Genomic DNA, 14,163 nt, shown 5'->3' on the forward strand with positions numbered 1-14,163 from the left:
CATCGACACCCATGAGATCAGCCGTCATCCTCTTTCCCGGCACCAATCGTGAGCGCGACGTGGCGCGGGCCCTGAAGCTCGTGTCCGCCTCCCGCGTGGACGTGGTGTGGCACGCCGAGCATGAACTGCCCCCGGGCACCGATCTGGTGGTCCTGCCGGGCGGCTTCTCCTATGGCGACTATCTGCGCTGCGGGGCCATTGCCGCGCGCGCCAACATCATGAAAGCCGTCCGCGCTCATGCGGAGCGCGGCGGGCTGGTGCTTGGCATCTGCAACGGCTTCCAGATCCTGTGCGAGGCCGGCATCCTGCCGGGCGTCCTGGTGCGCAATGCCAAGCTGCGCTTCGTGTGCCGCGAGGTGCTGTTGCGCGTGGAGCGGGCCGACACGGCCTTCACCACCTCCTATCGCCGGGGCGAGCTCATCCGCGTGCCCGTGGCCCATGGCGAGGGCAACTACACTGCCGACGAGGACACCATCCGCGAGCTGGAGCACGAAGGCCGCGTGGCCTTCCGCTATGCCCGCCACGATGGCCGCATCGACGAGCAGGATGGCCCCAATGGCGCCATCAACGGCATTGCCGGCATCTATTCCGAGAAGCACAACGTGCTGGGCATGATGCCGCATCCGGAAAACTATATCGAGGAACAGATCGGCCCCACCGACGGCGCCGGCCTGTTCGAGAGCATCGCGGCCTCGCTCAAGGCCGCCTGAGGGGTGCGGCCGCCAGGGGCGGCCAGTCTCCTTGAGAAGGTTGCGACGGAGGGCGGGCATCATGCGCTGGACGGGCCTTGAGGCCCCGGCGCCGCTCCGCCCCCCAGGTGCAGGCGGGCGCGCGCCATCGGATTGGAACGGACCAAAGTGAACCTGATCCCGAACACACCGAAGATCACGCCGGAGCTGGTGGCCGAGCATGGCCTCAAACCGGACGAATATCAGCGCTTCGTGGAGCTGATCGGACGCGAGCCGAGCCTTACCGAGCTCGGCATCGTCTCGGCCATGTGGAATGAGCACTGCTCCTACAAGTCCTCGAAGGTCTGGCTGCGCACGCTGCCCACCAAGGGACCGCGCGTGATCCAGGGGCCGGGCGAGAATGCCGGCGTGGTGGATATTGGCGACGGGCAGGCGGTGGTCTTCAAGATGGAGAGCCACAACCACCCCTCCTTCATCGAGCCCTACCAGGGCGCGGCGACCGGGGTCGGTGGCATCCTGCGCGACGTCTTCACCATGGGGGCGCGGCCCATCGCGGCGCTCAATGCCCTGCGCTTCGGCGACTGCCACCACCCCCGCACCCGGCACCTGATCGCCGGCGTGGTGGCGGGCATTGGCGGCTACGGCAATTCCTTCGGCGTGCCCACCGTGGGCGGCGCGGTGGGCTTTTCCGATCGCTATAACGGCAACATCCTCGTCAATGCCATGGCGGTGGGCCTCGCCAAGACCGACGAGATTTTCTATGCGGCGGCGAGCGGTGTCGGCCGCGCCATCGTGTATCTGGGCTCCAAGACGGGCCGCGACGGCATCCATGGCGCCACCATGGCCTCCGCCGAATTCGGCGCCGATGCCGAGGAAAAGCGCCCGACCGTGCAGGTGGGTGATCCCTTCGCGGAAAAGCTGCTGCTGGAAGCCTGCCTGGAAATCATGAAGGCCGGCTGCGTGGTGGCGATCCAGGACATGGGCGCCGCGGGCCTCACCTGTTCCGCCGTGGAGATGGGCGCCAAGGGCGACCTCGGCGTGGAGCTGGACCTCGACGCGGTGCCGTGCCGCGAAACGGGCATGACTGCCTATGAGATGATGCTCTCCGAGAGCCAGGAGCGCATGCTCATGGTTCTGGCGCCCGGCCGCGAGGCTGAGGCCGAGGCCATCTTCCGCAAGTGGGGCCTGGACTTTGCCATCATCGGCCACACCACCGATACGCTGCGCTTCGTCGTGAAGCACAAGGGCATCGTGGAAGCGGACCTGCCCATCAAGGAGCTGGGCGACGAGGCGCCGGAATATTACCGGCCGCACGCCGAGCCCACCCCGCGCCCGGTCATCAAGCCGGACCAGGTGCCGGATACGGTGCCGCTGGCGGATGCCATCGAACAGCTCATCGGCTCGCCGGACCTGTGCTCCAAGCGCTGGATCTGGGAACAATATGACCACCTGATCCTCGGCAACACCGTGGAAAAGCCCGGCGGCGACGCGGCCGTGGTGCGGGTGGAGGACGGTCCCAAGGGCCTTGCGCTCACCACCGACGTGACACCCCGTTACTGCGAGGCCGATCCCTTCGAGGGCGGCAAGCAGGCGGTGGCGGAGGCGTGGCGCAACCTGACCGCCGTGGGCGCCGATCCTATCGCGGTGACCGACAATCTGAATTTCGGCAATCCCGAGAAGCCCGACATCATGGGCCAGTTCGTCGGTTGCGTGAAAGGCATCGGCGCGGCCTGCGAGGCGCTCGACTTCCCGGTCGTGTCCGGCAATGTCAGCCTTTATAACGAGACCAACGGCCGGGCCATTCTGCCTACCCCCACCATTGGCGGCGTGGGCCTCATTCCCGATCTCGCCAAGACCATGACGCTGGCCTTCAAGAATGCCGGCGAGGCGATCTATGTGGTCGGCAAGACCGAAGGCTGGCTTGGGGCTTCCGTCTTCCTGGACATCGTCCATGGCCGCGAAGAGGGCGCACCGCCTCCGGTGGATCTGGTGGCCGAGAAGCGCAATGGCGACTTCGTGCGCCAGGCCATCCGCGATGAAATGGTCACCGCGGTGCACGATGTGTCGGATGGCGGCCTCCTGGTGGCCATTGCCGAGATGGCCATGGCCGGCGAGATGGGCGCGTCACTGGACAAGCCCGGCAACATCCCTGCCCACGCCTTCTGGTTCGGCGAGGATCAGGCGCGCTACGTGATCGTGGCCGCGGCAGGAGAGGGCCCCGACTTGGTGCGTCGCGCCGAGGCCGCGGGCGTTCCGCTGCTGAAGATCGGCAAGACCGGCGGCGACCGCTTGATCCTGCCGGGCGAGCGCCAGATATTCGTGGAGACGCTGCGGGATCGTCACGAGACCTGGCTGCCCATCTATATGGGCGCCAGCGCCTGAGCGACCCCGCCCAACCGACAGGATCGCACCATGCCCATGGCTCCGGCCGACATCGAGCAGCTCATCAAGTCCGCCTTGCCGGATGCCCAGGTGACCATTGAGGACCTGGCGGGGGACGGCGACCATTATGCCGCGACCATTGTCTCGGAGGCCTTCCGCGGCAAGAGCCGGGTGCAGCAGCACCAGATGGTCTATGCCGCGCTCCAGGGCAATATGGGCGGGGTGCTCCACGCTCTGGCGCTGAAGACCTCTGCGCCGGCCTGATCGGGGCTCATCGGATTGAAAGGCGAAGGAGCGTTGCGTGAGCAGCGCTCCTTCTTTTTTGCCTGCCACCGTGCTACCGGCCAACCTAAACGGGGGCTTGGCCGTGGCAGAACTGGAAAAATCCACAGACCTGGTGTCGCGACCCGCCGTCTGGATTGGCGCGGGGCTGGTGTGCGCGGGGCTGGTCGTCTTCGGCGTGGCGTTCGTGGATCGTCCGCTCAGCCGCTTCGCCTATGATGTCGTCGGCCGGCACGAGCTGGTCCGTGCCTTCCAGACCTATCCCGAGCACCTGACGCAACTGGCTTCGGCAATGTTGGTGGTCCTCGGGCTCGCCCGTGTCTTCCGGGGAGAGCTCCCGCGCTTGCCGCTCACGGCCTTCACCGCAAGCCTGTCGATCGTGAGCGCTTCAGCCATCGCCAACCAGCTGAAGATCGTCTTCAGCCGCACCTGGCCTGAGACCTTCGTGAACAACAATCCGTCCTTCATCCAGGACGGCGTCTATGGCTTCTTCTGGTTCCATGGCGGCTGGGGCTGGGGCTCCTTCCCCTCGGGGCATACAGTTGCCGCCATGTCCTTTCTCGCCGTGCCGGCCATCGCCTATCCCAAATGGCGCCTTGCCTGCCTCATCCTGGTGCTGCTGGAAGCGCTCGCCTTGTGGGCGCAGGACTATCACTTCTTTTCCGACATCGTCGCCGGCGCCTTTCTGGGCGGAGCGGTTGCGTTGGTCGCTTCGCGGATTGCGGGACTGGATGGACGGAAGGCGGATTGATTTTGCTGGCGGGAGGGGGAGTAATAAATCGCTCCGCCCGTCTTGCGCATGGGGCGGCGGCGACCGATCTTTCACATTTGATGGCACTGCCACTCTGACATTTGGATTGAAGTCATGAGCATTCGCGAATTCATCGACCGTGAGGTCAAGGGCAACGACGTGGTGGTGTTCATGAAGGGCACGCCGCAATTCCCTATGTGCGGCTTTTCCGGCCAGGTGGTGCAGATCCTGAACCACATCGGCGTGCCGTTCAAAGGCTACAACGTCCTCGACTCGGACGAGCTGCGCCAGGGCATCAAGGACTATACGAACTGGCCGACCATCCCCCAGATCTTCGTGAAGGGCGAGTTCGTCGGCGGCTGCGACATCCTGCGCGAGATGTTCCAGAGCGGCGAGCTGATCCCCATGTTCGAGGAAAAGGGCGTCGCCTTGCAGGATCGCGCCATCGGCTGATCCGCGCCAGGCACGCTTGAAACGCGAACGGGGCGCCCGCTGGGGCGCCCCGTTTTGTTTTGACTACGCGTTGGGCGTCAGGCGTGGCCGAACACGCGCTTGAAGATCGTGTCGGCGTGCTTGAGGTGGTAGCCGAGGTCGAACTTCTCGTTGATGTCGTCTTCGCTCAGGAAGCGCCGCACCTCGGGATCGTTCAGCAAGAAGGTGCGGAAGTCGCCCTCGCCGCGCCACACACGCATGGCGTTGCGCTGGACCAAGCGATAGCTGTCCTCGCGGCTGGCCCCCTTCTGGGTCAGCGCCAGGAGCACGCGCTGGGAGTGGATGAGCCCGCCCAGCTTGTCCATGTTCTTCTGCATGTTGTCGGTGTGGACCACGAGCTTGTCCACCACGCCCGCCAGGCGGTTGAGGGCGAAGTCCAGTGTCACCGTGGAGTCCGGGCCGATCATGCGTTCCACGGAAGAGTGGGAGATGTCCCGCTCGTGCCAGAGCGCCACATTCTCCAGCGCCGGGGTCACATAGGCGCGCACCATGCGGGCGAGGCCCGTGAGATTCTCGGTCAGCACCGGATTGCGCTTGTGCGGCATGGCCGAGGAGCCCTTCTGGCCCTCGGAGAAATATTCCTCCGCTTCCAGCACCTCGGTGCGCTGGAGGTGGCGGATCTCGGTTGCCAGGCGCTCCACCGAGGAGGCCACAACACCAAGCACTGCGAAGAACATGGCATGCCGGTCGCGCGGGATAACCTGGGTGGAGACGGTCTCCACCGTCAGCCCCATCTTGGCAGCCACATGCTCCTCCACGCGGGGATCCACATGGGCGAAGGTACCGACCGCGCCGGAAATGGCGCAGGTGGCAACTTCCGCCTTGGCGGCCACCAAGCGTGCGCGGGCGCGCTGGAATTCCGCGTGGGCGATGGCCAGCTTGATGCCAAAAGTGGTGGGCTCGGCATGAATGCCGTGAGAGCGACCGACGGTTGGGGTCAGCTTATGCTCGAAGGCGCGGCGCTCCAGGGCGGCCAGCACCTTGTCCACGTCGGCGATCAGCAGGTCGGAGGCGCGCGCGAGCTGCACCGCAAGGCAGGTGTCCAGCACGTCGGATGAGGTCATGCCCTGGTGCACGAAGCGCGCCTCGGGGCCGACGATCTCGGACAGGTGGGTGAGGAAAGCGATGACGTCATGCTTCACCTCGCGCTCGATCTCGTCGATGCGCGCCACGTCGAACTGAGCGTCCTTGCCCATCTCCCAGACGCGGGCGGCGGCCTCCTTGGGAACGATGCCCAGTTCCGCCATGGCATCGGCCGCATGGGCCTCGATCTCGAACCAGATGCGGAAGCGGCTCTCGGGAGACCAGATGTCGGCCATTTCGGCGCGGCTGTAGCGGGGGATCATCGCTGCGTTCGTCCAGGTTTCGTGCGGTTTGCTGTTCTTTGGAGCGCTCTACCAGATGACGGGCGGCAAAGACAGGGCACGCGGGCATCGGTCCCCGGCGTGGAATGCATGCGCAGCGCTCAGCCGTGCGTTGCGGGGGCAGACAGGCGACGCGCCAGCGGCCGCAGAAGGAGGGGGAGGAGGTAGATCGGGAACTGGGCGACGGCGATGTAAAGCCAGGTGCTTTCGGGCAGCACCGCGCCCGTGGCGGCGATCATAAGCGACATGTTGCGATGGCCGGCGGCGAAGCCGAGCATCAGATTCTGTCCCCGCCCCGCCCAGCGAAACAGCACAAAGGTGCTCAGAATGGCTCCGGCGGAGACCAGGCAGGTCAGCCCCGCCATCCCAAGGACGAGCCAGGGATCGGCGAGGAAGCGGGTGGTGACGCCGTCCATCAGCCCCAAGGCGATGACCAGCAGGAGGAGCACGTTAACCCCGTCCAGTGGGTCCCGCATCCGGGCGATCCTGGGCGGACCAAGCCACCAGCGCAGGCCAAAGCCCACCAAGCCCGTTCCAGCCAGCACCAGGGCCAGCCGGATGGCCAGGGCCACGCTATCGATGGCCAGCGCGCCGTCGGTGAAGGCGCCCACCACCACAGGCGCTGTCAACGGCGTGACGATCATGCACAGGACCATCACCGCCAGGCTGATCGTGGCATCGATGCCAAGCAGCGCCGCGAAGGCCGGCGTCGACATGATCGGCGGCGCGGCCGCCTGCATCACCAGCGCCAGCATCAGGCCGTTGTCCTGCGGGGGGAAGATGTGGCTGACCAGATAGCCGAACGCCGCAGGCAGGATGCCCATGATCCAGATCAGCGCGGCAATGAGCAGGGATGTGCGCTGTGTGCCGCGCGCGCCTGCGGCATCCGTGCGCAGAAACGAAAGGGCGAGAAGGACGAAAATGCTCGCCAGCAAGAGGGGCTTCGCCAGTGCCGCCAATCCCGGCAACGCCAGACCCACGAACACGCTCCCCGCGACCGCGCGCGCGCCCAGCCGGCCGATGAAGGCCAGCGGATGCAGCAGGAGCGAAAGCGCGGGGGAGGGCATGACGGAAGGCCTTGGCAGCCGGCGGCGGAGACTGGGGCACTGCATGCGCCCCGCGCTACCGGTCCGGTGGAGGCGCTCGTCCCGCTTCTGGGCGCGCCTGTGGATGGTGGGACGGCCGGGGGCAGGCAAGGCGGGCCACCGGGCCGGAGGTGGGAGAATGAACCCAGTTTTGCCCGCGCGCCCGCCGTCATGCAACGCCTGCTCGCGCGTATCCCGCCCGCCAGCCATGCGCCTGTCGATATTCATGGGCCATGCGGCGGTGCGCCAAGCACAGGGCGCCACCAGGGTGGGAATGGGAGAACGTCTGGCGCCCGATGTTTCAGGCCTGGGGGCAGCGCTTGGCGATCTTCTTAAGGCGCTTGGCCGCCCGCTCCAGATCTTCCGGGGCATGGGTGATGGCCGCATGCATGACCGCCGCGGTGGCCCGCTCGATGCGGCTGGCGGACTTGACCCGGCCCGCTGCGGTACACAGGAAATGGACGGCGTCGTCCAGGGTCACCACAGCCTCTTCCCGACCCTGCAGGGGAATCGGGCGCGGAAGGGGAAGGTGCATTTGAAGAGCCATGGCATCGCCTCTCCGCCGGATGAAGGGCCTCCCATCACATCGCGTGGCGACCGTATCTGTTCCTTCCGGTGGGGCGCCTCTTCGACGATGGACGAGCCTGACTGCGTCTCGCGCAATCAGACGCGCATGATGCGACCGCTTCCTTTCCGAAAGCTTGCAACCTCGCGCAATCGGGCGAGGGGAGGTGGAGGGGGCCTGAAACGAAATATCCTCCAGGCGCGGGGCGCACTGGAGGATATTCGGGAGAGGCAGAAAGGCGTCGGTGGACGACCTTTCTCCTCGTGTTGGCTCCCCGGGCCGGATTCGAACCAGCGACCAACCGGTTAACAGCCGGTTGCTCTACCGCTGAGCTACCGGGGATCAGGCGCTCCGTCAGCGAGGCGCGCCATATAGCAACCGCCTGGGTCCTTGTGAAGTGTCTAAGCGGTCGAAAAAGGCGAAGCCTGTGGGTAACGCTGCGCCAAAAGGGTAAATTGTCTTTCAGTTACAGGGTATTAGGCGGAAAGAAGCGCCGGCTCTGCATTTTCAGCCTGTCCGGCGCCGTTCGCCTCGTGGGCGAACTGCATCTGGTAGAAGGTGTAGTAGCGGCCGCGACGGGCGATCAGCTCGTCGTGACGCCCGCTCTCCACCACACGACCACCTTCCACCACGCAGATCTTGTCGGCGCGTACCACGGTCTGAAGGCGGTGGGCGATAACAATGGTGGTGCGGGCGCTCTGGAGCGCCACCAGAGCCTTCTGAACCTCGTATTCCGACTCGCTGTCGAGCGCAGCGGTGGCCTCGTCCAGCAGCAGGATGGGCGCGTTCTTCAGGAATGCACGGCTGATGGCGATGCGCTGGCGCTGGCCGCCCGAGAGCTGGGCGCCATGCTCGCCCACTTGCGTGTCGTAGCCGCCTTCGAAGCTCATGATGAAGTCATGGGCGTTGGCGGCCTTGGCGGCGGCCACGATCTCTTCCTCGGTGGCGCCGGGACGCCCGAAGGCGATGTTCTCGCGGACGGTGCCGGAGAAGAGATAGACGTCCTGGCTCACCAGTGCCGAAGCCGCGCGCACGGAGGTGCGCGTGTAGTCGGTCACGTCATGGCCATCGATTCGCACCGCGCCGGAGGTCGGTGTGTAGAAGCGCTCGATCATCGAAATGATCGTGGACTTGCCGCCGCCCGAGGCTCCCACCAGCGCGGTGGTCTGGCCGGGCTCGGCGACGAGGTCCACGCCCCGCAACACCGGCTCGCCCTTTCGATACTCGAAATGCACATCCTCGAAGGTGATGCGGCCGGGGCCGGCGGGCAAAGCGGGCTTGTCGGCGGACTCATTCTCCGGCGAATCGCCATCGAGCAGCTCGAACAGCATGTTGGCGCCGACCATCATGCCGGCGAGATCAACATGGAAGCGCGACAGGCGCTTGGCGGGCTCATAGGCCAGCAGCAGCGCGGTCAGCACGGAGAAGAACTCGCCCGGCGTCTTGCCCAGCACCACCACGTTATAGCCGGCATAAAGAATGACGCCGGCAATGGCGAAGCCGCCGAGCGTCTCCATCAGCGGGCTCGACTTGGCCTGGGTCTTCGCCAGGTTGTTGGAGGCGCGCTCCACGTCGTCGATGAAGGTGTGCACGCGCTCACGCATGATCGGCTCAAGCGTGTAGGCCTTCACCGTCCGAACGCCCTGGATGAACTCGATATTGATGGAGTTGAGCTTCACGGCGCTGGTGAATTCGCGCTTGAAGATCTGCTTGGCCTTGCGAATGAGCTTTCGGGTTCCGAGCACGGCCGCCGGCATCACGATGAGGGCAATCAGCGCCAGGAACGGGTCCTGCACGATCGCCACGGTGGCCAGGGCAATAAGCGAGAGGAAGTCGCGGCCGATGGAGGTGATGACGAGGTTCAGCGCGTCACGGGCCGAGGCGGCACCCATGGTGAAGCGCATGGTGATATCGGCCGTGTGGTGCTGCGCGTAATAGCTGACCTCCTTGCCCAGGAGGCGATCGAAGATCCGCTTCTGGTTGTCAGCGACAATGCGGTTGCCCACCCGCGCCATGGCGACGTTCTGGGCATAGGCCGACACGCCCTTCGTCATGGACAGGAGCATCATGACGATGGCGACGAACCAGATGGCCTGTGTGGTCGGGTTGACGAAGATGGAGTCCACGGCCCCCTTCATGAGGTAGGCCATGCCACCCGTGGCGGCGGCCATCAGCCCCATGAAGCTGAAGGCGATCGCATAGCCCTTCCAGTGCTTCGTGCCGTCCGACAGGAACAGGCGATACACGACGCGCATGCTTTCGTCTTTGAGGACGCGCGCGCGCAGGCGATCCAGAAGGGAAGAGATCATCTGTTTCTCCGGGCACGCCCCTGGCGGTGCCTCACAATCATCCGCCGGTCCAGCGGTCCTTCGCAACACGCTTTGGTGCGGGCCAGGATCGTCGCTCGATGCGCGCAAAGGCGTCGAGAGATGCGTCGCGGCACTCAAATCACCAGATCGCATGTGGCCGCAGGATTTGGCGGCCGTATGGAGGCCACGCCCGGAATCGAACCGGGGTGCACGGATTTGCAGTCCGCTGCGTAACCACTCCGCCACGTGGCCCCAATAGCGGGCTGCTTAAAGCACTGGGCGTGCCGGGGCAAGGGGCCAGCTTCGCCGGCCACAAGATTGGTGCGCCAAGCGGGCGCCGCGGTTGAAACTTTTTGTCCCTAAAGCCCCAAGGCGCCGGGTTTTTGATCTGTCGCCTTGCGACCGTCACGAAGCTGGGGCTACGCAGGGGCACCGCCCGTGGGGCGGCAATCGAGGAGAGACAGCCCATGAAACTGCGAAACCTCTTCCTGGCCGGTGCTCTCATGCTTGCGCCGACCCTGGCTTATGCCGCTGATCCGATTCTGGCCGTGGGCTTCGTGGTCAAGAGCGTCATTGACGCCAAGGTCTCGGCCGTGGACGCCAAGTCCCGCACGATCACGCTGGTGGGGCCGAAGGGCAATTCGCTGGTGCTGAACCCGGGCCCCGAAATGCAGAATTTCGACCAGGTGAAGGTCGGCGACCCGGTCGCCGCTGCCGTCGAGGTGGCGACCGAGATCTCCGTCGTGCCGCCCACCAACGGCATTCCGGCCCCCAGCGAAGTTCGCACGCTCGACACCGCCCCCAAGGGCGCCAAGCCGGGCTTCATCGTCACCGACCGGCGTGAGTTCGCCGCCACCATCACCGCCATCGTGGCGGACACCCGCACGGTGACCCTCACCGGCCCGGCCGGCAATTCCATGGACGTGAAGGTCCCTGAGGATCAGGACGGCTTCAAGAAGCTGAGCGTGGGGGATCACGTGATCTTCCGCCAGTTGATGGTCGCCGGCGTGGGCGATCTCGGCAAGAAGTGAGTGCGTGCCGGCGCGGCTTGCCGAAAGGGCACGCGGCGCCGGCCCCTTCTCGCGCTTGCAAAAGCCGATGCGGTGTGGCTCATCAGGGCGATGCATGCCGTCAGGGTGACGGTCGGAGGGCTGAGATGATCGATTTTGCCGAACTGCGTCGGGGAATGGTCGACGGACAGGTCCGCACCAACGACGTGACGGACCTTCGGATCGTCGAGGCCATGATGAGCATTCCCCGGGAGCGATTCGTCCCGGCGGCCCTGAAGTCCCTCGCCTATATCGATGACGACCTGCAGCTGCGCAGCGGCAAGGACGGCACGCCCGCGCGGTATCTCATCGAGCCCATGGTGCTCGCCAAGCTGATCCAGCTTGCGGATGTGCAGCCCGATGAACTGGTGCTCGATGTGGGACCGGCCACCGGCTATTCCTCGGCGGTGCTCGCCAGCTTGAGCGGACAGGTGGTGGCGCTCGATGACGATGCTGACTTCGTCGTCGCCGCCAATGCGACCTTGACCGATCTTGGTCTCGCCAATGTGGCGGCTGTGCAGGGGCCCATGAATGCAGGGTGGGCTGCGGAAGCCCCCTATGACCTCATTTTCCTGAACGGCTCGATCGAGGTTGTTCCGCCCGCGCTGGTGGCTCAGCTCAAGGATGGCGCCCGGCTCGTGGGTGTTGTCGGACATGGCGGGGCAGGGCGGGCAGCCGTCTTCACCAAGGTGGGTGGTGCCCTGAGCGAGCGTGTTGTGTTCAACGCCGCGATCCCGCCGCTGCCTGGCTTTTCGGCTCCTCCGCGCTTCACCTTCTGAAGCGCGTCCGGCCCACCTGTGGCGCATCTGCCGCGCTTGGTGGAAAAGCGCACGCGGATCGAACCGATCGGTTTCCTCGGGTGAGGCACCTGTCTATGTTCTTCCGGTGCGCTTCCCTCGCGAGAGGGATGAAAAGTACGTCTGCGTCCCTCGGGGAGATTTATATGTCGCTTGCGGCACGAGTGAGCCGACGCATTTATCTGCTGGCCTCAGTCACCGCCGTGACGGTTGCTGCCTTCAGTTCCAATGTGTCTGCACAATCCTTGGATGCGGCGCTTGCAGCGGCATACATCAACAATCCCAGCTTGAATTCGCAGCGCGCGGGCACGCGCGCCGTGGACGAAAATGTGCCGCAGGCGCTGTCTGGCTATCGGCCGAACGTGTCCGGCAGCATCGGGGTCGGCACTCAGTATACGCGCAATAACACACAGGGCGCGGTCTATGACGGGACGCTTATCCCGCGCCAGTACAGCCTGACCGTCTCCCAGACCATCTTCAACGGCCTGCTGACCGCGAACACCACGCGCAAAGCCGAGTCGCAGGTGAAGGGTTCCCGGGAAACCCTGCGGAACACCGAGCAGACCGTGCTGTTGAACGCGGTCACCGCGTATATGAACGTGATCGCAGGAATTGCGCTGCTGGAGTTGCAGCAGCAGAACCTCGCCGCCTTGCAGCAGGAATTGCGGGCGACCCGCGACCGCTTCAATGTGGGCGAAGTGACCCGCACCGACGTGGCGCAGGCCGAGGCGCGTGTTGCTTCCGCGCAATATTCGGTGGCCCAGGCGGTCTCCAATCTCAGCACCTACAAGGCGCAGTATCGTCAGGTGATCGGCGTCGAGCCGGGCAAGCTGACCTCGCCCGGCCCCGCCATCGAGCGGAAGATCCCCCCGTCTGTCGACGGGGTGATTTCGGTGGCATTGAAGGATCACCCGGCGGTCCTGGCTTCGCAATACGGGGTGGATGCGGCGAACTTCCAGGTGAGGATGGCGGAGGCGGCCCTGTCGCCCTCGCTCAGTGTCCAGGGTTCGCTCAGCCAGGGCTACGACCAGAGCTCCACCGTGGATAGCGTGTCCAACGCCTCGGTCATGCTCAATCTGACTGTTCCGATCTATCAGGGTGGGTCGGAATATTCGGCGGTGCGTCAGGCGAAGGAAAACCTGACCCAGACGCGCATCGAGGTGGACGTGAACCGGGACGCCGTGCGTACCAATGCGGTGCAGTATTGGGGTGCCTTGGTGGCGGCCAAGGCGCAGATTGAATCCGCGCAGGCCCAGGTGGCGGCCAATACGCTCGCCCTCGAGGGTGTCCGCGAAGAATGGCGCGTCGGCCAGCGCACCACCACTGACGTTTTGAACGCGCAGACCGACCTGACCAACTCCAAGTCCGCACTCGTCCAGGCGCAGCGCGACCGGGTGGTGGCGGCCTACACGCTGATTTCGGTGATCGGCAAGCTGGATGCGGTGAACCTTGCGCTCAAGGTGCCGGTCTACGATCCCAAGGTTCATTACAATCAGGTCCGCGACAGCTGGTTCGGCTTGCGCACGCCCGACGGAAAGTGAACCACGCCTAAAGCGCCTGTGGACCCGGCGGCTGGACTTCGCCGGGTCGGCCTTCCTGTTCAGCATGTCTGTGAATGGCGGCGCGAGAGGGGTTTCCGCGCCCGACAGTCAATGTCATAGTTAAGGAAGGTTAAGTATTTGGCGTCCAACGGCCCACCCTCTCAAGGCGTGCCGACCGAGGGTGCCATGGGTCAGGGTTGGGACATGTCCGCAAGCGCGAAGCCTCAAGAGCCGTCCATGGACGAGATCCTGGCCTCTATCCGCCGGATCATTTCCGACGACCATTCCATAGCGCGCAAGGCCGCAGCGTCGGCGCCGCTGCGTCCTCGATCGGTGGTGGCGGACTCGGTGGCCGAGCCACCCGTCGTCCCTTCGGCGCTGCATGAGGCTGAGGACGCATATGCGGCGTCTGCCCCGTCCGAGCCGTTGGCGGACGCCGATGTGACAGCCCCTCCGGCGCAGAGCGAGGCACAAGATATGTCCGATTTCTCCTATTCTTCTTCCGCCCAGCCGCAGCCCGCGCCGCGCCGGCCTGAAGCTCGGGATGCGGCGACGACCCGTGCCGCCACCCCGCGCTCCAGCGAAGCCGACCCGGTTGCCTCGCGCCCGTTCGCGGACAGCGGCCGCCGCAAGGACCTGATCTCGCCCGCCGTCGACGCGGCCGTGACCGCCGCCTTCGAGTCGCTGGGCGACCTGGTCCTGCCCACCCACGAGCGGACGGTCGAGGATCTGGTAAAGGAGATCCTGCGCCCCATGCTCAAGTCCTGGCTGGACGAGAACCTGCCGCACCTGGTGGAGCGTCTGGTTCGCCAGGAGATCGAGCGGATTTCGCGCAACGCGCGCTGATCCCTCCAGTC

At 65.4% G+C, this 14,163-nt stretch carries 13 protein-coding genes and 2 tRNA genes; 9 read left to right on the forward strand and 6 right to left on the reverse strand.

The features are described from left to right. The first annotated feature begins 11 nt into the window (after positions 1-11). The 5 genes from purQ to grxD all read left to right on the forward strand — a co-directional run bounded on the left by purQ (position 12) and on the right by grxD (position 4,557). Positions 12-710, forward strand: a complete 699-nt coding sequence (gene purQ, locus PV781_RS19055; protein WP_274777214.1) for a phosphoribosylformylglycinamidine synthase subunit PurQ — start codon at positions 12-14, stop codon at positions 708-710. A gap of 153 nt (positions 711-863) precedes the next feature. Beyond that, positions 864-3,071, forward strand: coding sequence for a phosphoribosylformylglycinamidine synthase subunit PurL (purL, locus tag PV781_RS19060; protein WP_274777302.1), 2,208 nt, complete (start codon positions 864-866; stop codon positions 3,069-3,071). A 30-nt stretch (positions 3,072-3,101) separates the two neighbouring features. Then, positions 3,102-3,335, forward strand: coding sequence for a BolA family protein (locus PV781_RS19065; protein WP_274777215.1), 234 nt, complete (start codon positions 3,102-3,104; stop codon positions 3,333-3,335). A 103-nt stretch (positions 3,336-3,438) separates the two neighbouring features. Beyond that, positions 3,439-4,104 carry a phosphatase PAP2 family protein gene (locus PV781_RS19070; protein WP_274777216.1) on the forward strand — a complete coding sequence of 222 codons (666 nt, stop codon included), beginning with the start codon at positions 3,439-3,441 and terminating at the stop codon, positions 4,102-4,104. 114 nt (positions 4,105-4,218) lie between these two features. Then, positions 4,219-4,557: a Grx4 family monothiol glutaredoxin gene (gene grxD / locus PV781_RS19075; protein WP_274777217.1), complete on the forward strand. Its 339-nt coding sequence runs from the start codon at positions 4,219-4,221 to the stop codon at positions 4,555-4,557. Between the two features lie 77 nt (positions 4,558-4,634). On the opposite strand, the gene purB is transcribed toward grxD, so the two are convergent. The 6 genes from purB to PV781_RS19105 all read right to left on the reverse strand — a co-directional run bounded on the left by purB (position 4,635) and on the right by PV781_RS19105 (position 10,171). Beyond that, complete coding sequence (purB, locus tag PV781_RS19080; RefSeq protein WP_274777218.1) at positions 4,635-5,942, reverse strand: adenylosuccinate lyase; 1,308 nt, start codon at positions 5,940-5,942, stop codon at positions 4,635-4,637. A 119-nt stretch (positions 5,943-6,061) separates the two neighbouring features. Further along, a complete protein-coding gene (locus PV781_RS19085) occupies positions 6,062-7,027 on the reverse strand; it encodes a hypothetical protein (protein WP_274777219.1) in 966 nt (321 codons plus the stop codon). 319 nt (positions 7,028-7,346) lie between these two features. Beyond that, on the reverse strand, positions 7,347-7,526 hold the full coding sequence (locus PV781_RS19090; protein ID WP_274777220.1) for a hypothetical protein: 180 nt from the start codon (positions 7,524-7,526) through the stop codon (positions 7,347-7,349). Between the two features lie 351 nt (positions 7,527-7,877). Next, a tRNA-Asn gene (locus PV781_RS19095) sits at positions 7,878-7,952 on the reverse strand. Between the two features lie 134 nt (positions 7,953-8,086). Next, complete coding sequence (locus tag PV781_RS19100; RefSeq protein WP_274777221.1) at positions 8,087-9,919, reverse strand: ABC transporter ATP-binding protein; 1,833 nt, start codon at positions 9,917-9,919, stop codon at positions 8,087-8,089. A 178-nt stretch (positions 9,920-10,097) separates the two neighbouring features. Further along, a tRNA-Cys gene (locus PV781_RS19105) sits at positions 10,098-10,171 on the reverse strand. 215 nt (positions 10,172-10,386) lie between these two features. Here PV781_RS19105 and PV781_RS19110 point away from each other — a divergent pair. From PV781_RS19110 to PV781_RS19125, 4 genes are all read left to right on the forward strand, one after another. Beyond that, complete coding sequence (locus tag PV781_RS19110; RefSeq protein WP_274777222.1) at positions 10,387-10,950, forward strand: hypothetical protein; 564 nt, start codon at positions 10,387-10,389, stop codon at positions 10,948-10,950. A gap of 125 nt (positions 10,951-11,075) precedes the next feature. Beyond that, positions 11,076-11,747 (forward strand): protein-L-isoaspartate O-methyltransferase family protein, encoded by a 672-nt coding sequence (locus PV781_RS19115; RefSeq protein ID WP_274777223.1) that lies wholly within the window; start codon positions 11,076-11,078, stop codon positions 11,745-11,747. A gap of 164 nt (positions 11,748-11,911) precedes the next feature. After that, positions 11,912-13,306: a TolC family outer membrane protein gene (locus PV781_RS19120; protein WP_274777224.1), complete on the forward strand. Its 1,395-nt coding sequence runs from the start codon at positions 11,912-11,914 to the stop codon at positions 13,304-13,306. 237 nt (positions 13,307-13,543) lie between these two features. Beyond that, positions 13,544-14,152, forward strand: a complete 609-nt coding sequence (locus PV781_RS19125; RefSeq protein WP_274777225.1) for a DUF2497 domain-containing protein — start codon at positions 13,544-13,546, stop codon at positions 14,150-14,152. The last annotated feature ends 11 nt before the right edge of the window (positions 14,153-14,163 follow it).

Origin of the sequence: Aquabacter sediminis, assembly GCF_028863665.1 — a bacterium.
Taxonomy (GTDB): domain Bacteria; phylum Pseudomonadota; class Alphaproteobacteria; order Rhizobiales; family Xanthobacteraceae; genus L1I39.

What these genes read in the sequence shown, in the direction of transcription:
- purQ (WP_274777214.1), top strand. Translation starts at nt 12, where the DNA reads ATGAGATCAGCCGTCATCCTCTTTCCCGGCACCAATCGTGAGCGCGAC.
- PV781_RS19065 (WP_274777215.1), top strand. Translation starts at nt 3,102, where the DNA reads ATGCCCATGGCTCCGGCCGACATCGAGCAGCTCATCAAGTCCGCCTTG.
- grxD (WP_274777217.1), top strand. Translation starts at nt 4,219, where the DNA reads ATGAGCATTCGCGAATTCATCGACCGTGAGGTCAAGGGCAACGACGTG.
- purB (WP_274777218.1), bottom strand. Translation starts at nt 5,942, where the DNA reads ATGATCCCCCGCTACAGCCGCGCCGAAATGGCCGACATCTGGTCTCCC.
- PV781_RS19085 (WP_274777219.1), bottom strand. Translation starts at nt 7,027, where the DNA reads ATGCCCTCCCCCGCGCTTTCGCTCCTGCTGCATCCGCTGGCCTTCATC.
- PV781_RS19100 (WP_274777221.1), bottom strand. Translation starts at nt 9,919, where the DNA reads ATGATCTCTTCCCTTCTGGATCGCCTGCGCGCGCGCGTCCTCAAAGAC.
- PV781_RS19110 (WP_274777222.1), top strand. Translation starts at nt 10,387, where the DNA reads ATGAAACTGCGAAACCTCTTCCTGGCCGGTGCTCTCATGCTTGCGCCG.
- PV781_RS19115 (WP_274777223.1), top strand. Translation starts at nt 11,076, where the DNA reads ATGATCGATTTTGCCGAACTGCGTCGGGGAATGGTCGACGGACAGGTC.
- PV781_RS19120 (WP_274777224.1), top strand. Translation starts at nt 11,912, where the DNA reads ATGTCGCTTGCGGCACGAGTGAGCCGACGCATTTATCTGCTGGCCTCA.
- PV781_RS19125 (WP_274777225.1), top strand. Translation starts at nt 13,544, where the DNA reads ATGGACGAGATCCTGGCCTCTATCCGCCGGATCATTTCCGACGACCAT.